Raw genomic sequence first — 24,285 nt, 5'->3', positions numbered from 1 at the left:
GCAGGACATGGCGGTTGCGGCGGCTTGGCAGGACAAGAATTACGAAGCCCTCATCAGCGCGCTGGGCACCGCGTCGCTGGGCGAAGTCATCCTGCGGGCGGCCGACGACATTTCGGACGTGGACGAACTGTTCGGTTTCTGGATAGCCAATGACGGGCCGCCGGTGCAGCTCGCCTCATCGGGCCATCGCGGGTCGTCGCGCAGGCGGGCTTCCCTCTATTCCAGCGGCTTTCACGCCATGGACCCTCTGCTGCGCCTGGTGAGGACCATGCCGGAACAGGCGCCGATCATGTCCGCGTCCATCGCGGCCAAGGACATCGACGATCCCCTGTACCGCCGCGAATGTTTCGACCGGCCGGGGCTCAAGGAAAAGATCGCCTTCGTCCAGACCTATGGCAGCCGCCATTATGTGCTGAGCTTCTACTGCGGGCGCGGCCTGCGGGAGGCGCAGGTGGACCGGCTCGCCGCCCTCGCCGCGCTGTCGCTGCCGATATTGAAACGGCATGGCGAGTTGCTGGGGGATGAGGTCGGGCTGTCCCTGACCCAGAAGATCGAGCACCGGCTCGCGCGCGCCTATCCGCGGCTGACATCGCGCGAGCGGCAGGTGTGCGCCCGGTCACTGGCGGGCATGACGGCGGAGGCGACCGCGATCGATCTGGGCGTGGCGGAAACCAGCGTGCTTACCTATCGCCGTCGCGCCTATGAGCGCTACGGCATTTCCAGTGCCGGGCAGCTTCTGGAAAATCTTTTGAGTTGAGCGGGTTTTAGACCTGCCCCTCCATGGGAAGGCTTTTCAGAGCGTCACCCCGGATCAGGTCCGGGGTGACGGTCATTCGAAGGGTTCCACTTCCTTTTAGAAGGGAGGGCTTCGACAAGCTCAGCCCGAACGGAGTGGTGGGCTCAGCCCGAACGGAGTGGGGTGCTCAGGCCGAATAGAATGGAAGTGTTCAGGGGGACGGGGTGGGTGCGCTCGGCCCAACGGGAGAGATGGTTGGGCGACCCCTTACGCGATGGCGCAGTAGTTTTTGGTGAAGCGGTCGCTGTGGATTTCCCACAGGACGGGCGTTCCCTTTTCCACATACCATGCCTCGCCGGGCGCGAAGGTCTGGGCTTCGCCGGTCAGTTCGTTGGTCAGCGTGGCGCTGCCTTCGACCACGACGGCATGTTCGTTGAACGGGTAGGTCATGCGGAACCGTCCCTTGCCCGTTGCGAAGAAGGCGCAGGAGAGGGGCGCGCCGGGCGTGCCCGCCACCATTTTCCCGAAAGCAAGTCCTTCGCCTTCGAGGACTTCGGAACCCAGGTCCGCAAGCGTGCCCCATGGGTCGAGATCGGGCACGTCATTCGGCTGGAACTTGTGCATGACAGTCTTCCTTTCTTTAGCGGCCGTGAAAATAGCCGGTGATCTGGTGCCAGGTCTTGGCGGCGGACATCACCGCTGGTCGCAGCCGGTCGCGGCCCAATATGCGCATGTGCGGGATGGAACTCATGAGATCGTATCGCGCCGATCCTTCGCTCATCCCTTCGGCCAGTATCTTGCACACGATATGCGAAGGGGTGACGCCGAAACCGGAATAGCCCTGAACGAAGAAGGCGTTGGGCCTGCCTTCCAGCGTTCCGATCTGCGGGAAGAGGTTGGCGCTGCACGCCATCGGCCCGCCCCATGCAAAGGCTATTCCCGTGTCGCGCAGATAGGGGAATATCTGGAGCATCAGCGCGCGTGTCCATGCCGCATAGTCGCGCGGGAAATATTCCACGAACCGGGTCGCGGAGCCGAACAGCAGCCTGTTTTCCGCCGTCACCCGGAAATAGTTGATGACCGGCGCGATGTCGCTGTACGCGCCGCGAATGGGGCTGATCCGGGCCACCAGATCGTCGGGCAGCGGATCGGTCGCGATCTGGAAGGAATAGGTGTTGATGGTCTTGGCGTGGATCGAAGGCTCCAGCCGCCGCAGGAAACTGTCGCAGGCCCAGAGCAGCTTCGACGCGGTGACGCTGCCCGAACCCGTGCGCACGCGGATGCGGCCGCCATATTCGACCTCGATCACTTCGCTGTTTTCGAAGATGCGCGCGCCGTAGCCCGTCAGCGCCCGCGCCTCGCCCAGCAGCAGGTTCAGCGAATGGACATGGCCGCCGCCCATATGTTTCAGGACGGCGCAATAAGCGCCGGAGCCGATGACGTCCTTCACCGCCGGTCCGGTCAGCAACTCTATGTCTTCGTCCGGCTCGGCTTCGCGGAATTCATCCTGCCACGCGCGCAATGTGCGTTCCTGCCGCGCGTTGGTGGCGAGATAGCCATAGCCGCGATGGACATCGGCATCGATGCCGTATTTTTCCGCCCGGCCGCGCAATATGCCCGCGCCCAGGCTGGCGATCTGGAAAAGGGACTTCATCCCTTCCGGCCCGACATGGCGGGCGACCAGATTGATGTCGTGGCCGATTCCAGCCATCACCTGTCCGCCGTTGCGGCCGGTGCCGCCATAGCCCAGATGCCGCCCTTCCAGCACGACGATGTTGGTGATGCCATGTTCGGCCAGTTCCAGCGCCGTGTTGATGCCGGAAAATCCGCCCCCGATCACGACGACATCGGCGTCCAGATCCTGCGTCAGGCGGGGATAGGAGTCGTCATATTTGCGGGTGGCGGTGTAGTAGTTGAGCGCATCGAGCCGGCGAATGGGATCTTGCATCGCGTTCTTCTTCAGCAAGGGAGGGGAGCGGCGGCCCGCGACCAGCGAGCCGCCGTCCGGGTCATTGGGCGGTCAGACCGTTGCCGGGCGCCTGATAGGCGACTTCCCCGTCGATCAGCGTCATGAGCACGCGGGTGTCATGCACGGTGGTGATGGGCACGTTGAAGATGTCCCGGTCGATGATCACCAGATCCGCGCGCTTGCCCGTTTCGATGGTTCCCGTCTCGTCGCCGCGCCCAAGCTGCCGCGCGCCGTCGATCGTGAAGATGCGGACCGCTTCCTTCAAGGTGATCGCCTCGGCTGGTCCTGCCGGTTCGCCCCCGCCGCCGGGCGCGCGCCGGGTGACGAGCGTTTCGATCGCGGCCCAGGGATTGACCGAAGGGATGACGTTCCAGTCGGATCCCGCGACCGTGAAGACTCCGGCGTCCAGCGCCTCGCGGATGGGAATCCAGCGTTTCATGCGCTGATCGCCCACGGCGGTGACGATGTTGTCGACGATGGGGGAGGGCGACCAGATATAGGGCGAAAATTCCAGCGTCGCGCCGATTGCCCTGGCGCGTTTCAGGTCGTCGGGCGCGACGAAGCTGGCATGGGCGACCTCATGCTGAAGGCCCGAAAAGCCATGGGCTTCCCGCGCCGCCTGAATGGCGTCCAGGCTTTCCCTGACGGCGGCGTCGCCCGCGGCGTGCATCTTCACCACAAGGCCCATGCCATCATAGCGGACGACATCCGCCTTCAGCGTGGCCGGGGGTATCAGGAGCAGGCCCTTCGCGCGGGCGGGATCGGCGTCGGCATGCGGCCCGGCATGGGGAACATAATCCTCCAGCATGGCCGCCGTATGGCCATCGGTCGGCACGCCGTCCGTCAATATCTTGACGCAGCCGGGGTCGAAGCGTTGCCGCGCATAGACCTGGCGCAGGGCGATGAGCTGTTGATCGGCCGCGATCATGCAGGCCCTGACATGCTGCTTGAGCTGGCCCGCGTCGGCAAGATCGGCATAGGCCTGCGCGGCGCCGCGGGAGACGAGCGCATCCTCAAAGCCGGTGATGCCATAGAACAGCATCTTGTCCAGCGCCCATTGCAGCGCCTTTGCATTGACGGCCCGGCTGCTCGGCGGAATCTTGACCCGCACGAGATTGGCGGCCGCTTCGCGCAGCACGCCGGTAGGCTCGCCCTTCGCGTCGCGTTCGATGATGCCGCCTTCCGGGTTGGGCGTGTCGCGCGTGATCCCGGCGAGCTTCAGCGCGGCGCTGTTCGCCCAGCTGCTGTGGATGCTGACATCGGTCAACAATACCGGGTTGTTGGGCGCGATGCGGTCGAGCAGGCCCTTGGAAGGCGTTTCGCCCAGCGCCGCCGGTTCATAGGCGCGGCCGACGATCCAGTCGCCCGGCGCCTTGCCCTTCACGCATCCGGCAACGGCGTCCAGCGCCTGCTTCATCGTGCTGGTGGGTTCGATCTGGCATTGCAGTTCCGACAGGCCAGCGGACATGGGATGCACATGCAGGTCGTGGAGGCCGGGCAGCACCGTCTTGCCCTTGAGGTCGATGACCTTGCCGCCGGGAGCGGCCTTCGCCGCTGCGCCGTCCCCGACCGCGATGATCACGCCTTTGGAAATGACTACATCCTTTGCCCAGCCCTGCGGCGTCCAGACATGGCCGTTCTTCAATATGAGGTCGGCGGCAAGGGGCGGGGGCGGTGCTTCCGCCCCGAACTGGGCCTGGGCCATGCTGGGAAGGGACAGGGCCAGCAGGGCCGCGATCATCCGTGTCCGTGAATATTTGCGCTGCATCGTGAAGGGAACTCCGGCAAGGGAACCGGACGCCGGCACATGCCAGCGCCCGGAATGACAGGTCAGTAGCGGAATGTGGCGGTGACGCCGAGAGTGCGGGGCCGCTGCGTCACCCGGCGGAAGAACAGCGTGGTGCCCGGATCATGCGACCTGGCGAGGGTCGCGCTGCCGTTGGTGACATTGTTCGCGAACACCGACAGGTCGAAACCGTCGAAGGACAGGCCCGCCCTTAGCGACAGGTTGTTCACCTCCTGCTGGGCCGGGATGGTGAGATCGGCGGTGCCGTTCAGCGGGTTGAGGTTGACCGTCTCTCCCTTGAGCGCGCTCAGATACTGGTAATCGCCCCGGATATAGGCCTGCTGGCCCATCAGGTCGAACCGGTACTGCGCATTCAGATAGACCTGCCACGGGTGAAGGTCGATCAGGTCGCCTTCGGTCACCAGGTTTCGCGTGGCGCTTGGCCCGGCGAGGACCGTGTCGTTGAACTTCGCCTTGGTGTAGCCGACCGACCCGCCAATGGTCAGGTTGTCCGTCGCCGCCAGCTGGAACTGGACGTCGAAGCCCTTGCTGGTGGCCGATCCCAGATTGTCCGTGAAGTTGAAGCCGCACCCGTTCAGCGCCACGGTCTGCTGGATATTCTTCCAGTCGATCCAGAAGGCGCTGGCTTCGACGGAAAGCTTGCGATTGAGGAACTTGCTCTTGGCGCCTGCTTCATAGCTCCAGACGCTGTCTGAATCGAAGAAGGCGGGCCGGTTCGTCAGGCCAAGCGCGCCAAGTTCCGTGCCCGGAACCGGCGTGCCGGTGGACGAAACGCCGCAGGGAAGGCCGACCGCGAAATTATAGCCGCCGATGCGGTAGCCCTTCGCGGCGTTGGCGTAGACCAGCGTATCCTCGCTCGCCTGATAGGAAAGGCCGAATTTCGGGGTGAGCGGCTTTTCCTTCTGGCCGCCCTGGTCGTTGACGGGCGGGCCGATGACGGGGCCGACGAAGCTGGCAGATGCGTCCAGCTTGGCCTTGGCATAGCGCAGGCCAACGGTCAGTTTCAGTTTCGGAGTGACGGCGAAGTCGACCTGGCCAAAGGCGGCAAGTTGCTTTTCAATGGTCACCGCCTTGTCCATGACGGACGTATAGCGCCCGTCCACCAGCGGCTGGCCGAAGAACTGTTCGAAGCTGATGCCGATATTCTGCTGGATCAGGGTCGGGAGATAGGTGTCCTCCACATATTGGATCGCTTCCTGACGGTTATGCGAATAGAAGCCGCCGACGACCCAGGTCAGGCGGGAATCCGGGTCCGCCGATTGCAGCCGGACTTCCTGCGTGAAGTTGCGCTGCGTGTTGGTGAAGGTGGATGCGGCCGCCATCTCCGGCGGGAAGAAGGGGTTTCCGGCCCAGATCGACGCTTCGAAACTGGAATAGTCGCTGACCGAGGACTGGTCACGGCTGAAATAGGATGTGTTGGAGATCAGCGCGACCTTGTCGCCTTCCCAGTCCAGTTTCAGCGCGGGCAGGATGAACCTGTCATGATTGGTGTTCGCCAGCGCGTTGCCGTTGCGATAGTCGTTGTCGCTGCGGTCCGACAGATTTTCCCAATAGGCGTTGCCGTCGTCGTTATTTACGCGCTGAAAGAAGACAGACGGGGTGATCTTCAACTGTTCCGTCGCCTGCCAGGCTATGGCGCCCTGGAACACCACTGTGCCCTGGCTGTTGGAATTCTTGTCCAGAACGTCTCCGGTGCGATAATCGACCCGGTCGATATAGCCGCCGTCGCGCCGGTAATAGGCGCTGACCCGCGCCGCCAGCTTGCCGGGGACGAGGGGCGCGCTGGCCGCCGCGCCGATTTCATAGCTAGGCGCGCCGCTCTTGGTCGTCGCCAGTTCCGCGCGGCCATAGATTTTGAAGTCGTCCAGGTCCGGTTGCGGCGTCAGGAAGCGGACGGTGCCGCCTTCCGATCCCGCACCGAACAAGGTGCCCTGGGGACCGCGCAGGATTTCGACGCGATCAAGGTCGAACACGGCGGGAAAGCTGGAGAAGGAGCCATAGCCCAGCGAGCGCGTCTGGATCGGCGTGTCGTCGATATAGATGCCGGTGGTCGCCGAGCCCGCCGTCGACGAAATGCCGCGGATCGAGATGTTGGCGGCGCCGGAATTGCGGGCGTCGCCGCGCGAGAAGGTAACGCCGGGCGTCAGGCGCGCGATGTCGTCGACGGAACGGGAACCCTGGCGGTCCAGAGTTTCCTGATTGAAGGCGGCGACGCTCAAAGGCACCTTGGACAGGGTCACTTCCTGCCTGGTCGCGGTGACGATAATCTCGCCGCCGTCCCCGCCAGCCTGATCCTGCGCCGCAGCGCCGCCCTGGGCGAAGGCCACGGACGTGGAAAGGGCGACTGGCATCAGGCATGTGCAAGATGTCAGCTTCCACCATAAAGGTTTGTTGGTCATATTATTGTCCCTCTTCTAATATTGTTGTGTTCTTCCTGCGTGTAATCTTGTTATTTTTGATAATTAGTTGGTTATCGTCTCTGTCCAGTTAGAAAATGATGCGTGCGGCGCTGGGCCAGATAAGTCTGCGCTATGTCGCAGCAGCGTTCGATCAGCGACCGCGTCTGCTGGCGCGCCGTTTCGGTTTCCTGCCGCGTCGCCACCCAGCCGAGATAGGTCACGCTGCGGGCGAGCAGGAACAGCGGCAGCTGCTCCTCGAAATTGCCGGGAACATCCCGCGTGCTGCGATAGCCGGTGAACAGCGCGTCACGCTTGGCTTCGAACGAACGATTGCCGATCTGGAAATGCAGCGCCGTCGCCAGTTCGAACATATGCCAGCCCCATCCGGCGTCATCAAAGTCGATCAGACGGATGTCGGACCCCTGCACCACCACATTGTCGGACAGAAGATCGGCGTGGATCAGGCCATAGCAGGACGGATCGCGGGGCATGTTGCCCAGATCTTCCGCCAGAACCGCGCGCGCTTCCCTGATCAGGGCGGCTTCGGCCCTGGAAAGCCATTCCAGGTCCCAGAAGGGTCCCCAGATCGGCGCGTCGCCGGTCAGCCCTTCGGCATCCCAATGATGGCGGTGAAAACCGGCGGGCGGCGACCATGACGCGCCATGTTCATGCAGGCGGCCCGCCGTTTCGCCAAGGTTCCGGTAGAGCCCGGCCACCCGTGCTTCGTCGGAATCGGGCTGATCCTCTATGGCGCTCAGCGTTTCGCCGTCCAGCCATTCGAGCAGGTCGGCATAACGGGTTTCCCGCGCATCGGGCGTCTGGAAGGCGACGCTGTAATGGCCGGTCAGGGAGGCCTGGGGATGCGGCACATGAAGGCCGCTCGCCGCCAGCGCGTTCATCCATGCCAGTTCCGAATCCAGCGCCTGCGCGCTGTGATAGCCGGGCCGGTGGATGCGCAGCGCAAATGCCTGATCCTGTGAATTGCGCACGGAAAAGACAGCATTTTCGCGAAATTTGATGAGGCTGGGTTCGCCAAACTCCCCCGCCCAATGACGCAAGGCTTCGGCCGCGATTCCGGCCAGCATGCGCGTCTGGTCATCCATGACGGACGGCGCGCGATCAGACATTGCGATGGCCCATCCGGGTGAGGACCGCATCAAGAGCGGTGAGCAGAACCTCCGCTTCGTCTATACCGAACGCCAGAGGCGGCCGGATTTTAAGAACATTGTTCGCAGGGCCGGTGCGGCTCATCAGCACGCCTTCGTCCCGCATGGCGTTGACGATCGCCCCGGCGGCGGGATGGGGCGCCTTGCTTTCCCGGTCGGCCACCAGTTCGATCGCCGTGAAGAGGCCGCGCCCCCGCACGTCGCCGATCGCGGCATGGCGTCCGGCCAGATGCCGCAGACCGTCCTTCAAATGGTTGCCGGTCACCGCAGCGCGGTCGATCAGGCCTTCCTGTTCGATGACGTCGAGCACTGCCGCCGCGACCTCCGCAGAGACGGGATTTCCGGCGAAGGTGTTGAAATAGAGCGATTGCTCGCCGAACGGATCGGCAAGGTCCGGCCGCGTGATGACCGCCGAGACCGGATGGCCGTTGCCCATCGGCTTGCCCAGAGTCACGATGTCGGGAATAATCCCGTAGCGTTTATAGCCCCAGAAGTGATCGCCCATGCGGCCGAAACCGGGCTGGACTTCATCGGCGATGACAAGTGCTCCGGCCTCTCGCGTCAGGTCGACGATTTGCCGGACATAGTCGACGGGCACGTCGATCAGTCCTTCGGTCGAAAAGATCGTGTCGAACAACAAGGCCGCTGGCTTCACGCCATTGTCGTGGAAAGATGCGAGCATCTGCCGGAATTGATCGACATGCGCGGCAACATGATCCTCAGCGGACATGCCGGGCGCTCTATGATAGGGATCGGGCAGCGTTATGGCGCGGGCGTGCGCGGCGAAGGGTTCCGATACGGGCAAGCCGGTGGTGACTTCCGCCAGAGCCTGCGAATTGCCATGATAGCTGTAATCGGTCACGATGATGCCGGTGCCGCCGGTCGCGGTGCGCGCGATCCTCAGCGCCAGTTCATTGGCCTCCGTGCCGGTGCAGCAGAATAATGTGCGGGACAGCGGGGCGTCGACCGTGGCGAGCAGGCGTTCGGCATAGGCGACGATCGAACCATGCAGATAGCGGGTGTGGATGTTGAGGCGCGACGCCTGACGGCACAGCGCGTCCACCACATGCGGGTGGCAATGGCCGACATGGGGCACATTATTATAGGCGTCGAGATAGCGCTGGCCTTCATTGTCCCAGACCCACGCACCCTCGCCACGCACCAGATGAAGCGGCCGGTCGTAGAAGAGGGGCGAACTGCGCCCCAGGGTGCGGTAACGCCGCTCAAGAAGATCATTCTCTAACGTCAAAAAACTTCCCCCGCGATTGGTGCGGACAGGCTATGCCGCGCGCGCCGGGAAAGAATTCAACTAAGGTCTTAGATCAGTATCAGACTGCGGGCACGGGCGAAGTCAGTGCCCCAGCAAATGTATCCGGGAAAGAAGTTCGGTCCGGGATGAAACGCCGATTTTTTCATAGGCGTTGAACAGGTGCGCCTTGACGGTCGCTTCCTTGATGCCGAGCAGGCGCGCCACGCTGCGGTTGCTGTGGCCCGCCTGAACATGGGCCACCACCTCCGCCTCGCGGCGGGTCAGTTCATAGGATTCGCGCAGGCAGGGCTTGCGCCGCGCCTTGTGGTCGAGGAAGCGGAAGGAGCATTCGGCCAGCGGATGCACGCGATTGAGCAGGTCGACGTCCTGCACCCGGAAGCGCCCGCTGCGCGCCGTGCGGAACAGCCCCATGCCCGCAATGATCCTGTCCTGCGAGTCGCGGAAGAAGAGTTCGACCTCATGCGGCAATTCGTATGCATTGAGGAAGGCGTTCACATAGAGACCCGAATCGAAGTCGTGCTGCGCCGACTCCAAAGTAATTACATTGCGATCGCTGTCGTTGAAGCGCGCGGGACTTAGCGGATCATGCGACGCCAGCTTGCTCCGGTACAATTTCAACTGTTCGGTCGGCAATTGCACCAGATAATGCGCGAAGGTGCCGCCCTGATCATCCACCAGATAGAAACATGCCCCGTCCCAGGGCAGTAAGCTGCGGAAAGCATGCGTCACGTCGGTGAAAATCGCCGCGGCATTGAACGTAGAGTCCTGCGCTTGCTGCATTAGTGTCTCCCCGATGGCCCGAATTGACAGGGATCAATGCGTTTTCCTGCCGGCCCGGACTTTCGGGGAGATTGACTTCAATGCACCGCTTTTTCAACAAGAATGACACGGGACTGAAACAGGCATGAAATAGGGTGGCGGAGGGGGGCGCTCCGCAACTTCTCAAGGTTGCGCGGGCGCTGGCTGGGCCGCGTCATAGACCTGCTCGCCCCCGATGAAGGTCGCCAGCACGCGCGTATCGTGCACGGTCGTAACGGGGACTGAAAAGATGTCGCGGTCAAGGATCAGGAAATCGGCCTGCTTTCCGGTTTCCAGCGATCCGTTCCGCATCGCTTCATTCTGGTTGCGGGCAGACGCCATGGTGAACATGGCGAAGGCCTGATCAAGCGTGATGCGCTCATCGCCGCCCAGCATCGGGCCTTTGCCGCCGGGCGCCTGCCGCGTCACCATGGTTTCCATCGCCAGCCAGGGATTGGCGCTGGGCGTCACCGGCCAGTCCGATCCGGGCACGGCCTGAACGCCAGCGTTCAGCGCGTCCTTGATGGGAATCCACCGCTCCATGCGCTTTTCGTCGATGGCATGGCGGATATTGTCGGTGATGGGCGAGGGCGACCAGATATAGGGCGAAAATTCGAATGTCGCGGCGACGGATTTGGCGCGCGCGATGTCGTCCATCTGGACGAAGCTGGAATGGCCGACATTGTGCATCTGGCCGGTGAAGCCGTTCACCTGACGGGCATTGGCGATCGCATTGAGGCCGGCGCGCACGGCTGCATCGCCCGCGGCGTGGAATTTGACGGTCAGGCCCATGGCGTCATATTTGGCGACCATGGCGTTGATTTCCGGCTGCGGGATCATGAGCAGCCCCTTTTCGCGCCCGTCATCCGTGTGGGGGCCATGCCCCGCAGGAGAATAATAGGGCTCGACCATCGCCGCCGTATGGGCGTCGGTGGGGACGCCATCGAGGAAGATCTTCACGCAATCGGGGCGGAAGCGATCCCGCTGATAGAGGTTGCGCACCGCGATCGCATCGGGATCGGTGGCCATGATGCAGCCGCGTACCCTGAGCTTCAGCCGCCCGGCATCCGCCAGATCGGCGTAGGCCAGCGCGCCTTTCTGGCCCAGCCCGGCGTCATCGATGCTGGTCACGCCGAGCGAGGCGAGTTGCGACAGCGCCCAGTCGAGCGCGCGCCGGTTCTCCTCCCGCGTGGGGGCGGGAATTTTCGTCCACGCCATGGCGGAAGCGCGCTCGCGCAATATGCCGGTGGGTTCGCCCTTGGCGTCCCGCTCGATGATGCCGCCGGGCGGGTTGGGCGTGTTCCGGTCGATCCCCGCGAGCTTGAGCGCGTTCGAATTGGCCCATGTGCTGTGGCCGCTGATGTCGAACAGCAATACCGGCCGGTCCGGCGCGATCTTGTCCAGCATCGACTTGTGCGGCAGCGTCTTGCCGAAGGAGGAGGGATCATATCCGTTGCCGGTCAGCCATTGGCCCGGCGCCTTGCGGGCGGCGCATTCCTTTACGACAGCCAGCACCTTGGCGGGGGGCGCGCCCTGCGGAATGGCGCAGGCCATGGCATTCTGACCCGCGCCCATCGGGTGGACATGCATGTCGTGAAGGCCCGGCACGATCGTCCTTCCCGCGCCAGCGATATGTTTGGTTTCCGGGCCGATATGGGGGCGGATCGCCGCTTCGTCGCCGATCGCGATGATCACGCCATTGGCGATCGCCATGTGCGTGGCCCATCCCGCAGGCGTGCGGATATGGGCATTTTCCACGGCGACGGAGGCTATTGCCGGAGCCAGCGGCTCGCCGGGGCCGGTGAACTGGGCTGCTGCTGGCGCTGAAACAGTCAGCAGCAACAGGGCGGCGGCACGGACATCACGCATCTACTGGTCTCCCGTAAATCACATATCAGCTGATGGTTTCGAGCGATCGGGCAAGGCTGGCATAGCGGTCGGGGCGCAGGCGGCGCAGGCGCAGCGCCAGCATCGCCCCCATGATGCCGACGCCCAGCGAGATGACGGGGAAGGTGCGGACGATGAGGGAATCCGACCCGGCCAGAAGCGGCAGGTTGGCGATGACCAATAGCAGGCAGAGGGCGAGGCCCACGCCGCTCAATATAGGCGCCAGGATGCGGCGGCCGAAGCTGAACTCAGCGCTGTTATGCGAGCAGGCGCGCAGCACGGCCACCGCGACGAGGCACTGCACCGCCAGTATGCCGATCGTCGCAAAGGCGCTCATCCACGAAAAGACGATCGCATAGGGGTCAGCGCCGATCACCGCGAAGATGAGGATCAGGACGATCGCGCTCAGGCTCTGCGCCATGCTCGCGACATGGGGCGAACGGAAGCGGGGATGGGTGCGTGCGAACGCCCTGAAGATCAGGCCGTCCCGCGCGAGGGCGAACAGATAGCGCGTGATCGTGTTGTGAAAGGCAAGCTGCGATGCGAACAGGCTGGTCAGCAGCAATGTCTCCATCGCCAGCGTCGGCCAGCCGCCCAGCAGCAGGCGCGATGCGGCGAAGTACAGTTCGCCCGGATTGGCGCGGGCGGCGTCGCCGATATGCGCCGCGCCGTGGAACTGGACCATGGCCCAGGTCGACAGCGCGTAGAACAGGGTGATGAACAGCACGGCGATGTAGGTGGCCCGCGGGATGGTCCGGGCCGGGTCGCGGGCTTCTTCGCTGAAAATGGTGGTCGCTTCGAACCCCACATAGGATGCGATCACGAAGACGAGCGATATGCCGATGCCCGAAGCGCCGACCGCGCCGGGCGTGAAGCTGGAAAATTCCAGCCCCTCGCGCCCGGTGTGGGCCAATATCGCGATGTCCAGCGCCAGCAGGACCAGCACTTCGCCCAGCATCAGCACGCCCAGCAGCCGCCCGCTGAAAGCGATATCCCGCGCGCCGCACCAGTGGACGAGGCCGACGCAGGCGATCGCCACGCCCCACCATGGCACGTCCAGCCCGATCAACATCAGCTTGGCGGCGACGAAATAGCTGAACAGGCCGTATATCGCCGTCTGTATGGCGGTATAGGCGACGATAGCGACGAATGCCCCCCCGACGCCCGTCGCCCAGCCAAGGCTATGCCCGATATAGCCGTAAAAGCCCCCGGCCGATCCGCACATCCGCGTCATCATGGTGAAGGATGCGCCGAACAGCAGGTAGATGAGGCCCGCGACGATGAAGGTGCCCGGCAGGCCAGCGCCGTTGCCAAAGGCGAACGCGGCCGGGGTCGCGCCCACGACAGCGGTCAGCGGCGCGGCCGCCGCGATCACGAAGAAGACGATATGTCCCGCTCCAGTCGAATCTTTCTGGAGAGAAGCAGTCGCCATATCGTTCATTCCCGTCCCCCTTGTGCATCGGCCGCACTGTTGGAAACGAGGCTAGCGGGAAATCAAGCCGCAAAAATTAAACTTTCGTAGCAGGCGCGGAAGTAAAGACGCGCGGTTGCGCCAATACGCAGTTCTTCGCGGCTTCCTGCATCCCTCTTGTCCGGCTAATCCGCGCCCGCATGGTCATAGGCGTGAATGGCGGCGGTGATTTCATCCTTGTGAGATAAGGACCAGTCCACGATTCCAGCGATGGTGTTGACCAGATCCCGCCCGAGGGGAGTCAGCCGGTAATCCGTACGCGGCGGCATGGTGGGCCATGCGGTGCGCTGTATGAAGCCCAGACGTTCATAGGAACGAAGCTTGACCGTCAGCACGCGCTGGGAAATGGGCGTCGAATTGCCGAGGCGGGATATCAGATTGACGACCCGCCGAAGTTCCGAGGGCCTGAATGGTCCCGTGCCCAGCAGGGTCAGGATCAGCGACGACCATTTGTCGCCCAGCAGTTGCATTATCTCTACCGGAGGCGATTCCGGCCCCAGCCCATGATCCACGACGACCTTGAGGATCGCGTCGAGAAGGGCGGCGCGCTGCGGATCGTCGGTGACAAGCGCGGCGTGCAATTCCTCGACGAGATGGTCCTTCCCACGCGAAGCGGATTGCGGGGGCGTCCGGCGCGCCATCTATTTGCCTCCAAGGTCAGCGGGCACTATCCGGCCCAAGCTGATCCGAAAAGCCGTGTCAGGCAAGCACGACCGTTTGGGATCGTTCCTGCCTGACACGTCTCTTCCGCTACGCTAGCCCCCTTTTGCAAGCGTGCGGACGGTTAGAACGTGAAGTCGAAAGCGACTCCATAGGTCCTGGGTGCAAGAGCGATGGCGCCGTCAGCAAAGGCCTGTTCCGTCAGTTGCTGGTAGACCTTTTCCTTGGTGAGGTTGCGGCCCCACACGCGGACACGGTAATGATCGCCCGGCAAGGTATAGCTGAGGTCAGCCGACAACTGGCCGTTTCCGGGAATGAAGGTCCGGTTATCGACCTCCGCATAGGTGCGGCCCTGAAGGACGTAGCTGGCATTCGCCGCCAGCTTCCCGTCGCCAAGCGATGTTTCATAGGAGGCGGAAACATTCGCCGTATAGTCGGGAGACTGAACGGTGTGATTGCCCTTGGCGTTGAACGTCGTCTGCGTGTTGCCGCCGATCAGGGCGCCCGTCAGCGGATCGCGATTGGGCACGGTGAGGCGCGCGTCCGGGAAGTCGCCATAGCGCGAATGCAGCAGACCCAGAGCACCACGCAACGTCAGCCCTTCGAAGGGAATGGCGGTGATTTCGACGTCGGCGCCATATATCTTGGCCGATGCCGCGTTCAGCAACTGCAAGACGCCATTGTCGTCGTTCCGCTGAAGCTGGATATTCTTATAGTCGCTGTAGAAGCCGGAAATGTTGATCCGCAGATGCCGGTCGAGCGCATCGATTTTCACGCCTGCTTCATAGGCATCGATCTTTTCCGACTTGATCGGGTCCGATCCGGGCGCTTGCAGGTTGAAGACCCCGCTCTTGAACCCGCGATTGTACGATGCATAGCCCATTACGCCGGGCGCGAAGTCATGCGCGACGGAGAGCCGCCATGTCGGCTTGCCTTCGCTGGCGCGTTGCGTCGCGGCGACAGTGGCGGGGGGAGAAACCGGCGCGAAGGTCAATATCTCCTGTTCCGACCCGTCGAACCGGCGATGATCCTTGGTATAGCGGATACCGGCGGTGACGCGCGTGGACTCGCCGATCGGCACCGTCGCCTGAGCGAAAGCGGCATAGGAATTCGTAACCTGATGACCGAGGATTCGGTCGTAGATCAGCCCGGGCGCACCGCTTGCAGCCGGGTAAAGGCCCAGTTCGAACGGTGAGTAGCGGCTGTTGCCATGATAATAGAAGGCGCCCAAGATCCAGTTGATCGCGCTGGATTCCGGCGATTGGAGCTGCAATTCCTGCGAGAATTGCCGCTCACGCGGGTTCAGGGAGATGGTGAGAAATGGCGAAGGCGTCGCGTCGAAGTCCAGAAACTGCTTTGCTTCCGATTTGCGGAAGGCGCTGATGCTGACCAGCTTGGCGAAGTCAAAAGTCTGTTCGACCTTCAGGCTTGCCCCCCACGCCTCATTTCTGAGCACAGGAGTAATGTCGCTGGCCGAATCCCAGAATCCGCCGGTGAAGCGATATCCATTTGCCGCAATGGCGCCTTCGCGAACGCGGGTGGTGACCCCGACGTCGCCGCGATTATAGGAATAATCGCCGCTGAGCGTGATGCGGGTGTCGGGTCCCGGCGTAAAGAGCAGTTTCGACCGCAGAGAAAGATCGTGCGGACGCTTGTTGACGTCCCGCCCGGTCACGACATTCTTGCCCCAGCCGTCGCCCTGATGCGTGTAGGAACCGGCAAAGTCCACGGCGATCGTGTCGGTCAGGCCGGTGCTGGCATAGATTTTCGCTTCGGTCGTATCATAGTTGCCATAGCCGATCGTGCCTTGCACCTGCGTGTCGTGGCTTGGATCTTTGGTGATGACCTGGATAAGGCCGCCGGTCGCATTGCGGCCGAACAATGTTCCCTGCGGACCTTTCAGGATTTCGACACGCTCGATATTGTTGAGGGCGAACACCGAACCGGATTGAGACGCGATATAGACACCGTCAACATAGACGGACACGGCGCTTTCCTGACCGGCACTGACCGCAAAGGTCCCGACGCCGCGAATGAAGGGCGATGCATTGCCGATCTGGGTGCCGAAATAGAGGCCGGGCGATATGGAACTCAGGTCCTGCGTGCCGCGCACGCCCATCGACTGGATCGTGTCGGCCGTCACCGCCGTGATCGCGATCGGGACGCGCTGGATATTCTCGCTGCGGCGCTGCGCCGTCACGATGATGTCTTCCAGCCCGGAATCAGCGCTTTGGCTTTCTGGAGCGGCGGCGCTGTCAGGAGCCGTTTGGGCCAAGGTTGCGGAAGAGACCGATAGAACTGGCAGCGATGCTCCCAACAGACTGAGATGAAGAAGTTTCAAAATATCCTCCCTAGGGTTCTACGGCCGATCATCAGCCGCTGAATATCGTTTCGGGCATCGCGGACGCGCTCGCCCTGTCCGGGAAGATTGCAATCCTCCCGGTGAATCAGGCTCTCAATTTTCAGTTGTGCACAAGCATTCCGGACGCTGGCCGAGAACCAGCGAACAAGCGGCGCAAGACAAAATGCGAATGAATCGCCTTCATGCGGAAAGCCGGTTCCCGCGCGCTCCTCTCACCCTCGTTGTAGACTATGTGCATGATAAGGCTCGCAACCTGCGCGAGGCCAATCGTAATTTTGGATTGAGGCCATCGGTTGCGGTGATAGGCGGGACGCGCCCGATAACTATGACTTATAAGTTACAGTATATGGCGCGCATCGCGTTCCCGCCGCGGTTCCGCAGGATCACCCCGGCGGAACCGCGGCGGGAACTTGTGGCGGATCAGGCCGCCTCGCGGTCCAGCATCGCCTGTATGATGCCACGCACCTTCACCGCTGCCGTGTCGCTGCGGACCAGCAGTTCCCGTTCGCGCGCAGCGGCCTTTTCCAGCCGTGCTTCGATGGCGTCGATCGCCTCTACGTCCTGGGTGCGGACATCCAGGTCGGCTTCGCGCAGCATCTCGTCAAGGGCCGGATCGTCGAGGCGGAATTCGCGGGATGTCGTGCCGAAATAATGGGTGCTATGTTCTGTTTCGGGCGTGATGACATGGTGGAAGAACAGGCGGCCAAGCCCTTCGGGCACCGTGTCATATCCTTCGATCGACACGGTCACCGGTCCTGACGTGGTAATATATTCCGGGCCGAAGAAGACGGTGCGGGATTCGGTTTGGGACATGCCTTCGAAACGCGCTTCCGGCCCGTAAAGGAAATCATGGTAGCTCGTCCATGGCATCGCCAACGGGCGCGTCGCCTTGAAGCAGCCATCGGCTTCCTCGTAGATCACCTTGGCATTGGCGAAGGCTTCCGATCCGCCGATCTGCTTGTGGATGAAAGCGACATGGGTCAGGTCCATGAGATTGTCGATCAGCAGTTGATACCGGCCCTTCAGATGCAAATGGATCGGGCGCGGATGCGTCCAGCCGGGCTGGCTCAAACCGATGGCGGCGTAATCGACGATCAGGCTTTCGTCGGCCAGTTCGGCATCGCCCATCCAGATCCAGACGAAGGGCGCTTTCTCCACGACCGGAAAGGTACGCTGCGTATATCCCGAACCGCTATTCTGGGTCGGGATGAAGACGCATTTCCCGCTCTTGTCGAAGGTGAAGCCGTGATATCCGCACTGAATGGCGTCGCCGACAAGCTGACCTTTCACCAGCGGAAAATAGCGGTGGGGGCACAGGCCATACATCGCCACGGGACTTCCGTCCTCCGCCCGGTATAGAAGCACGGGCAGGTCCAGCAGCGTCCGTTCGATCGGGGTTCTCGTGATCTCGTCACTGACCGCCGCGACATACCAGCGGTTGGCTACAAAGCTCTTTTCGCCCTGAAACGGGTACATATTCGCTCTCCTCAAAATGTGCGAGAGCCGCCGTGATGACTCTGCCTGCTGCTGTCGAACAGCGCAGCGGCCGGTCCGCCCGCAGTTATCCTCCCGCTCTCACCCGCGCAGGATAGCGCCGTCGGGCGCTCACCGTAAGAACGCACCCGAAGGTACGTATAAATTGCTCGCGATCTGCCCGGATGTGGACGGGGCATCAGCTTGCGCGCGTCTTATAATGGAGGACATGACCTATCGGTGATTCCAATAGCAATTGCACCAAATGCCGATTTGACCATCCGCCTTTCCGCTATCATTCCACGTTGGAATAGGACCGCTGGCCGCCGCGTTGCCCGACGCATCGTGCCGCGGGCGTGGAGTTGAGAGGAGTGCCGCTATGGCGATTCTGGGCATTGAAACGATTATCTACGGCGTCAGCGACATGGCGGAATGCACGCGCTTCTGGCAGGATTTCGGCCTCAAACTGACCGGCCAGGCTGACGATCGCGTAAGTTTTGAGGTGTTGTCGGGTTCGAAGGTCATCCTGCTGCATGCGGACGATCCGGCGCTGCCGCCCCGCAATTTCGAAGGGGACGGGGTGCGGCTGACCGTCTGGGGCGTCGATACGCAGGACAATCTTGAACAGCTGGTCAAGCGAGTCGAGCGCCGGGTGCCGGTGCGGCGGGAAGCCGATGGGTCGGCTTTTTTCCAGGCGCCCGATGGCCAGTATCTGGGATTGCGGGTATGGGCGAAGCGTCCCGTGCTTTCGGTGGCCGATCCCGTCAATACGCCCGGCAATATCGTCCGGCTGAACCAGCACCGGCAATGGCGGATGCGCGCCATTCCCAAGACGATCAACCATGTCGTATTCTATACCGACAACTATGTGGAATCGTTCGAATTCTACCGGGATTGCCTGAACTTCCGCTATTCGGACCATTCCAAGGGGATCGGCATCTTCGCACGGGCCGATGGCACTTATGAGCATCATTCCATCTTCTGGGTCAATGCGCGCATGCCCTTCGCGCCCGGCGGGCACGGGTTCCTGCATACCGCATTTGGCGTGGACGACATTGACGAGGTGATGATCGGCGCGAACATCATGGAAAAGCAGGGCTGGCAGAAGACGGCCGATGAAAAGACGGGCGGCATATCCCGCCATCGCATCAGTTCGGCCATCTATTATTATGTCAAATGCCCCGCTGGCGGCGAAGCGGAATATCATGCCGACACGGATTATCTGGACGACAATTGGGTGCCGCGCGCCTGGGACTACCGGTTCGGCTCCCTCATGTGGGCCAATGCGCGCCCGGCCGCCTTTACCGAGGCGGTGACCAGTTGGGACATGACCTTCGACCCCGACCAGGCATCTTTCGAACCCTATCGGGACGGCACCGGCCCCGATGGAATGAAGCCAAGGCCGCTGGCGCCGCGAGAGATGGAAGCACAGTCCAATTGACGTTGCGGCGGCAGGCGATCGCGGGGATAGTGACGGCATAGCAGAATAATGACGCGCATGCGCCAGGGCGTGCGCGAAAGGAGCAGGAAATGGTTGGAGAGGTTATTCGGAAAGTCCTGATCGTGGGCGGCGGCATCGGCGGCATGGCCCTTGCGATCCTGCTGCGGAGCAAGGGGCTTGACGTTGATCTGGCCGAACGTGACCCGCAATGGCGCGCGGCGGGCGCGGGGCTGACGCTCAATGGCGCGACGCTGCGGGTTTTCAGCGAAATCGGAATAGAGGAAGATGTGCGCCGCCTGGGCAGTGTGCATGGCGGGGTGCGCCTGCATGACCGATGGGGGAACATCATCGAGGACAGGCCCGCTTATGTGCCGGAACCCGGCGACATCATGGCGGGCGGCGCGATCATGCGCCCCGTCCTTCACCAGATCCTGGCCGAACGCACCCGCGCGCTTGGCACCAATGTGCGCCTGGGGCTGACGGTCAATACCCTTGATCAGGACAAGGATGGCGTCACCGTCACTTTCAGCGACGGTTCCGTGGGGCGCTATGATCTGGTGGTGGGCGCCGATGGCCTGCATTCCCAGATGCGCAAGCTGATCTTCCCTGACGCGCCGGGTGCGGCTTTCGTCCATATGGGCGCCTGGCGCGCTGTCTTCCCCCGGCCCGCCGAAATGGAAACGACCTGGCTGTTCCTGGACGCCAGCCAGAAACTGGGATTCAATCCCGTTTCGAAGACTCATATGTATTTGTTCATCCTTGAACCGATGACCGAAAATCAGTGGCGCGAACCTGAGGACTGGCCGCGGCTCCTCGCGGAATTGATGAGCGGCTATTGCGATCAGGTGTCTTCGCTCGCCACGTCCATCGACGAAAGCACCTCAATCAATTACCGGCCGCTGGAAATGGTGATGCTGCCCCAGCCGTGGCATTCGGGCCGCGTCGTCCTTCTGGGCGACGCCTGCCATGGCACGACCCCGCATTCGGGCTATGGCGCTGGTCTGGCGACCGAGGATGCCGTCATCCTGGCCGAGCAGATTTGCGCTCCGGGCGATCTGGACGAACGGCTGAACGCTTATTGCGACCGCCGCTACCCGCGTTGCCGGCGTGTGATGGACCTCAGCCTCGACCTCAACCGCATGGAGCGCGCCGGCGTTCCCATCGTCGATCAGTTCCACACCAACATGGCGCTGATGGACATCGCCAGACAGCCTTATTGACCGGACCTTGTTAAACGGACGGGCGGTTTGCCGCCTGAGAAGAAGGACAGGAATATGGGATCTTTCGAGGATATCGGCACGGCCCTGCCCGTGGTCGCCATTTTGCAGACGATACCGGCCCACACGGACGCGGTATGGCAGATCCTGTCGGAGACCATCCCCACCTTCCGGCGGGAGGAGGGATGCGATCAATATCAGGCGCTCGCCGACCTTGATGATCCCGCGCGTATCGTGATCATAGAGAAATGGCGCAATGCAGAGGCTTTGCAGGAGCATTTCGAAAGCCCGGCATTCCAGTCCATGGCGAAAAAGCTGGAAGGCCTTCTGTCCGGGCCGCCGCAGGTCATGCGCCTGAAAGAGGCGTGACCCGGCCTGCTTGATTCCCGCCGCTACCGCTCGCCCGTCCGCCGCGCGCGGACGGGCAGCGCCGTCTTATAGACGACAGGCCGAAGCGCGAAGCTGGACGTAACCTCGGCAACGGCCTCGATCGGGGTCAGCTTGTGCCGCAGGAAGGTTTCGAATTCCTCCAGCGATCCGACGACGACACGCAGCTGATAGTCGCTCTCCCCCGTCATCAAATAGCATTCCATCACTTCGGGAAGGTGCACGACCGCGCCCTCGAACATTGCAAGGTGCCGGTCGCCCTGCTCCTTGAGCCGCACCCGCACGAAGGCGGTGACTTCCAGCCCGATCGTACCCGGATCGACCAGCGCGACATAGCCGCTGATCACGCCAGCGGATTCCAGATGCCTGACCCGCCGCAGACAGGGGCTTGGCGAGAGGCCAACCCGGTCGGCAAGCTCCTGGTTGGTGATACGGCCGTCCGACTGAATCTGATCAAGAATGCGCGCATCTATGTCGTCGATGATATTTGGCATATTTGGCCTCTGATAATTCATGTGACGGCAGAATATTGCTTTAACGTCTTCCATATTGGCATAGATCGCACGGACCTGTCTCGCCTTTTCGTGTAGTCCGGCGGCAAGGAGGACGAGCATCATGTCCAGCATGCAAACATCTTCAATTCCATCGGCGTCTGATGAGGCTTCGGACCGGATTTCTTCATTGGAACTGCTCGATACCAGACTGCGCTGGCTGTCGGCCTGGACCATTCACAATGCGAACCATATCCGTGAGAGCCGGGACGGGTTGAAGGTCGGCGGTCATCAGGCGAGCTGCGCGTCCATGACCGCGATCATGGCGGCGCTCTATTTCCATGCCCTGCGCCCGCAGGACAAGGTGGCGGTCAAGCCGCATGCCGGGCCTGTGCTGCACGCCATCCATTATCTGCTGGGCAATCAGACGCTCGACCAGTTGCAGCGCTTCCGCGGGCTGGGCGGCGTGCAATCCTATCCATCGCGGACGAAGGACCAGATTCCCGTGGACTTTTCCACCGGATCGGTGGGTCTGGGCGTCGCCATCACCGCCTTCGCCAGCCTGGTGCAGGATTATCTGATCGCGCATGGCCAGATGGCGGAACAGGATGCGGGCCGCATGATCGCGCTGATGGGCGACGCGGAACTGGACGAAGGCAATATCTACGAATGCCTGATCGAGGGATATAAGCACGACATCCGCAATTGCTGGTGGATCGTCGATTATAACCGCCAGTCGCTGGACAGCACGACCGCCGACCGGATGTTCCGCCGCTTCGACGACATCTTCGAAACCTGCGGCTGGCGCGTCGTCACGCTCAAGCATGGCAAGCGCCAGCGCGCGGCGTTCAAGCGGCCGGGCGGCAAGAGCCTGGAGCAGTGGATCGACAATTGCCCCAATGCCGAATTCGCGGCCCTGACCTATCAGGGCGGCGCTGCATGGCGGGCGCGGCTGACGGCGGATATCGGCGGCAAGCCGCACGTCGCCAAACTGCTCGACAGCTTTGACGACGACGCGCTCGCCGCATTGATGACCAATCTGGGCGGCCATTGCATGGAAACCCTGGTCGAGGCCTTCGATCAGGCGCAGGACGATCGGCCGACGCTGTTCATCGCCTATACGGTCAAAGGTTTCGGCCTGCCGTTCGCGGGGCACAAGGATAATCATGCGGGCCTGATGAACCCGACGCAGATGCACGGCCTGCGCGACAGCCTGGGCATAGCGGAGGGGGAGGAATGGGCGCCCTATGGCGGCCTTGGCGAAAATGCCGCGACGGCGCTTAGGGATTTCGTCGCGAACAGCCCGCTGGCGCGCCAGCCGGATCGGCCCCGCGCAGAAACCATCGCCGTGCCCGAAAGCCTTCCTGTTCCCGATGGTGAGGAGCAATCGACCCAGGCCGCCTTTGGCCGCATTCTGCTCGACCTGTCGAAATCCGGCCATCCGCTGGCCGACCGCATCGTGACGACATCGCCCGACGTCACCGTTTCCACCAATTTGGGCGGGTTCGTGAACCAGCGCGGATTGTTCCGGCGGCAGGAGTTGAAGGACGTCTTTGCCGGGGCCAAGATCCCGTCGGCGCAGAAATGGGCCGGCCATGTCGCTGGCCAGCATATCGAGCTTGGCATTGCCGAAAACAACCTGTTCCTGATGCTCGCCGCGCTGGGCCTGGCCGCGCCCCTGTTCGGCAGCAGGCTGCTGCCGGTCGGCACCGTCTATGACCCGTTCATCGCGCGCGGGCTCGATGCGCTGAACTATGGCTGCTATCAGGATGCCCGCTTTCTGCTGGTGGCGACGCCGTCCGGCGTGACGCTGGGGCCGGAGGGAGGCGCGCACCAGTCGATCAATTCGCCGCTGATCGGCATGGGCCAGCCGGGCCTCACCTATTTCGAGCCTGCCTTTGTCGATGAGTTGACGCATCTCATGCGCTGGTCCTTCCAGCATATGCAGGACCCGGACGGCGGCTCGGTCTATCTGCGCCTCACCACGCGATCGATCCGGCAGCATCAGCGGCAGGATGACGGCTGGATCGGCGGCATGCTGAAGGGCGGCTATTGGCTGCGCGCGCCATCGGGCAGCAGCGATGCGGCGATCGCCTTCACCGGCGCGATCGCCCCTGAAGTGCTGGACGCGGCCGAGCAGCTGGCCGAGGACCTGCCGGGCCTGGGCATCCTCAACATCACCTCGCCCGATCTTCTGCACCGCGACTGGTCGGCGGCGCGGGCTGCGCGGTGGAAGGGGGCTCCGGCCGGGCCGAGCCATGTCGAAACACTGCTGTCGGCGCTTTCGCCCGATGCGGGGCTGGTGACGATCATCGACGGCGCTCCATCCACATTGTCCTGGCTGGGCGCGGTGCGTGGCCACCGGGTGAGTCCGCTTGGCAACGACCGTTTCGGCCAGACGGGCGACCTGCCCGACCTCTACCGCACCTACCGGCTCGACGCGCAAGCCGTCATTGAAGCCGCCGCAGACCTGTTCCTGGGAGACTGAGCCATGACGATCGATGTGAAAATGCCAGCCCTGTCGCCCACGATGGAACAGGGGACATTGGCCAAATGGCTGGTCAAGGAAGGCGACCTGATCAAGGCGGGCGACCTGATCGCCGAGATCGAGACGGACAAGGCGACGATGGAGTTCGAGGCCGTGGACGAGGGGCGCGTCGTCACGCTGCTGGTGCCGGAAGGGACGGACGAAGTCGCGGTCGGCACCGTCATCGCGCGGATCACCGATGCGGAGAGCGGGATGGCGGAAGC

19 protein-coding genes are annotated in these 24,285 nt (G+C 62.7%); 6 read left to right on the top strand and 13 right to left on the bottom strand.

Annotation, left to right across the window (positions count from 1 at the left end):
* Positions 1 to 7: 7 nt before the first annotated feature.
* The gene (locus L288_RS36985) at positions 8 to 757 is read left to right on the top strand and encodes a helix-turn-helix transcriptional regulator (protein WP_021239179.1); all 750 of its coding nucleotides are present in this window, start codon (positions 8 to 10) and stop codon (positions 755 to 757) included.
* A gap of 246 nt (positions 758 to 1,003) precedes the next feature.
* Here L288_RS36985 and L288_RS36980 read toward each other — a convergent pair whose 3' ends face one another.
* The 12 genes from L288_RS36980 to L288_RS36930 form a co-directional block, all read right to left on the bottom strand.
* A complete protein-coding gene (locus tag L288_RS36980; RefSeq protein WP_021239178.1) occupies positions 1,004 to 1,360 on the bottom strand; it encodes a cupin domain-containing protein in 357 nt (118 codons plus the stop codon).
* 16 nt (positions 1,361 to 1,376) lie between these two features.
* On the bottom strand, positions 1,377 to 2,684 hold the full coding sequence (locus L288_RS36975; RefSeq protein WP_021239177.1) for an NAD(P)/FAD-dependent oxidoreductase: 1,308 nt from the start codon (positions 2,682 to 2,684) through the stop codon (positions 1,377 to 1,379).
* A 61-nt stretch (positions 2,685 to 2,745) separates the two neighbouring features.
* Complete coding sequence (locus L288_RS36970; RefSeq protein WP_021239176.1) at positions 2,746 to 4,446, bottom strand: amidohydrolase; 1,701 nt, start codon at positions 4,444 to 4,446, stop codon at positions 2,746 to 2,748.
* An 89-nt stretch (positions 4,447 to 4,535) separates the two neighbouring features.
* Positions 4,536 to 6,911 (bottom strand): TonB-dependent receptor, encoded by a 2,376-nt coding sequence (locus L288_RS36965; protein WP_084465952.1) that lies wholly within the window; start codon positions 6,909 to 6,911, stop codon positions 4,536 to 4,538.
* Positions 6,912 to 6,982: 71 nt separating this feature from the next.
* A complete protein-coding gene (locus tag L288_RS36960; protein ID WP_021239174.1) occupies positions 6,983 to 8,038 on the bottom strand; it encodes a phosphotransferase enzyme family protein in 1,056 nt (351 codons plus the stop codon).
* Positions 8,031 to 9,326 (bottom strand): aspartate aminotransferase family protein, encoded by a 1,296-nt coding sequence (locus L288_RS36955; RefSeq protein ID WP_031304668.1) that lies wholly within the window; start codon positions 9,324 to 9,326, stop codon positions 8,031 to 8,033. Before L288_RS36955 ends, L288_RS36960 begins: the two co-directional genes overlap by 8 nt.
* 102 nt (positions 9,327 to 9,428) lie before the next feature.
* Positions 9,429 to 10,127: a helix-turn-helix transcriptional regulator gene (locus tag L288_RS36950; protein ID WP_021239171.1), complete on the bottom strand. Its 699-nt coding sequence runs from the start codon at positions 10,125 to 10,127 to the stop codon at positions 9,429 to 9,431.
* Positions 10,128 to 10,289: 162 nt separating this feature from the next.
* Positions 10,290 to 12,014, bottom strand: a complete 1,725-nt coding sequence (locus L288_RS36945) for an amidohydrolase (RefSeq protein ID WP_021239170.1) — start codon at positions 12,012 to 12,014, stop codon at positions 10,290 to 10,292.
* 25 nt (positions 12,015 to 12,039) lie between these two features.
* Positions 12,040 to 13,473, bottom strand: coding sequence for an APC family permease (locus L288_RS36940; RefSeq protein ID WP_021239169.1), 1,434 nt, complete (start codon positions 13,471 to 13,473; stop codon positions 12,040 to 12,042).
* Between the two features lie 155 nt (positions 13,474 to 13,628).
* Positions 13,629 to 14,144 carry a winged helix-turn-helix transcriptional regulator gene (locus L288_RS0121985; RefSeq protein WP_021239168.1) on the bottom strand — a complete coding sequence of 172 codons (516 nt, stop codon included), beginning with the start codon at positions 14,142 to 14,144 and terminating at the stop codon, positions 13,629 to 13,631.
* Positions 14,145 to 14,287: 143 nt separating this feature from the next.
* A complete protein-coding gene (locus L288_RS36935; RefSeq protein ID WP_161625672.1) occupies positions 14,288 to 16,363 on the bottom strand; it encodes a TonB-dependent receptor in 2,076 nt (691 codons plus the stop codon).
* 582 nt (positions 16,364 to 16,945) lie between these two features.
* Positions 16,946 to 18,001 (bottom strand): Rieske 2Fe-2S domain-containing protein, encoded by a 1,056-nt coding sequence (locus tag L288_RS36930; RefSeq protein WP_021239166.1) that lies wholly within the window; start codon positions 17,999 to 18,001, stop codon positions 16,946 to 16,948.
* Positions 18,002 to 18,377: 376 nt separating this feature from the next.
* On the opposite strand from L288_RS36930, the gene L288_RS36925 reads away from it, so the two are divergent.
* From L288_RS36925 to L288_RS36915, 3 genes are all read left to right on the top strand, one after another.
* Positions 18,378 to 19,439: a VOC family protein gene (locus L288_RS36925; RefSeq protein WP_021239165.1), complete on the top strand. Its 1,062-nt coding sequence runs from the start codon at positions 18,378 to 18,380 to the stop codon at positions 19,437 to 19,439.
* A gap of 89 nt (positions 19,440 to 19,528) precedes the next feature.
* Positions 19,529 to 20,659, top strand: coding sequence for an FAD-dependent monooxygenase (locus L288_RS36920; protein ID WP_021239164.1), 1,131 nt, complete (start codon positions 19,529 to 19,531; stop codon positions 20,657 to 20,659).
* Positions 20,660 to 20,713: 54 nt separating this feature from the next.
* The gene (locus tag L288_RS36915; protein ID WP_021239163.1) at positions 20,714 to 21,025 is read left to right on the top strand and encodes a putative quinol monooxygenase; all 312 of its coding nucleotides are present in this window, start codon (positions 20,714 to 20,716) and stop codon (positions 21,023 to 21,025) included.
* Positions 21,026 to 21,048: 23 nt separating this feature from the next.
* On the opposite strand, the gene L288_RS0121980 is transcribed toward L288_RS36915, so the two are convergent.
* Positions 21,049 to 21,537: an Lrp/AsnC family transcriptional regulator gene (locus L288_RS0121980; protein ID WP_031304665.1), complete on the bottom strand. Its 489-nt coding sequence runs from the start codon at positions 21,535 to 21,537 to the stop codon at positions 21,049 to 21,051.
* Between the two features lie 130 nt (positions 21,538 to 21,667).
* Between L288_RS0121980 and L288_RS36910 the strand changes: the two genes are divergently transcribed.
* A complete protein-coding gene (locus L288_RS36910; protein WP_031304664.1) occupies positions 21,668 to 24,022 on the top strand; it encodes a transketolase in 2,355 nt (784 codons plus the stop codon).
* 3 nt (positions 24,023 to 24,025) lie between these two features.
* A partial coding sequence (locus tag L288_RS0121975; RefSeq protein WP_031304663.1) for a biotin/lipoyl-containing protein occupies positions 24,026 to 24,285 on the top strand: 260 nt, incomplete at its 3' end.

It is taken from the genome of Sphingobium quisquiliarum P25, from assembly GCF_000445065.1.
GTDB classification, from domain to species: Bacteria; Pseudomonadota; Alphaproteobacteria; order Sphingomonadales; family Sphingomonadaceae; genus Sphingobium; species Sphingobium quisquiliarum.
This window is presented reverse-complemented; position numbering and strand designations above follow the sequence as displayed.